At 64.1% G+C, this 510-nt stretch carries 1 protein-coding gene; it reads left to right on the top strand.

Annotated elements, in window-relative coordinates; genetic code table 4:
- The coding region (locus FJM08_RS08665) for a beta-ketoacyl synthase N-terminal-like domain-containing protein (protein ID WP_140031757.1) at positions 1-510 on the top strand (510 nt) is incomplete at both ends.

Raw genomic sequence — 510 nt, 5'->3', positions numbered from 1 at the left:
GTCAACAACCCCGAACAGTTCTGGGATTTGTTGTGCGCCGGCCGAAGCGGCATCGTCCGGGTTCCCGCGCAGCGGTGGGACGCCGACGCCTACTACTGTGATGATCACACCGTGCCGGGGACCATCTGCAGCACCGAAGGCGGTTTTCTCACCAGCTGGCAGCCAGATGAGTTCGATGCGGAGTTCTTCTCAATCCCCCCGCGCGAAGCGGCGGCGATGGACCCGCAGCAGCGATTGTTTATTGAAGTTGCGTGGGACGCGCTAGACTACGCGGGCGTCCCGCAACACACCATTCGCGGTACGCAAACCTCGGTATTCGTCGGTGTCACCGCCTACGACTACATGCTCACGCTGGCGGGCCGGCTACGACCTGTTGACCTCGACGCGTACATCCCAACCGGGAACTCGGCGAACTTCGCCGCCGGACGGCTGGCCTACATCCTCGGGGCACGCGGACCCGCGGTGGTCATCGACACGGCCTGCTCATCGTCGTTGGTGGCGGTGCACCTG

Origin of the sequence: Metamycoplasma equirhinis, assembly GCF_006385185.1 — a bacterium.
In the GTDB taxonomy this organism is placed as follows: domain Bacteria; phylum Bacillota_I; class Bacilli_A; order Mycoplasmatales; family Metamycoplasmataceae; genus Metamycoplasma; species Metamycoplasma equirhinis.
The sequence above is the reverse complement of the archived record's forward strand: the minus strand, read 5'-3'. Positions and strand labels throughout refer to the sequence as shown.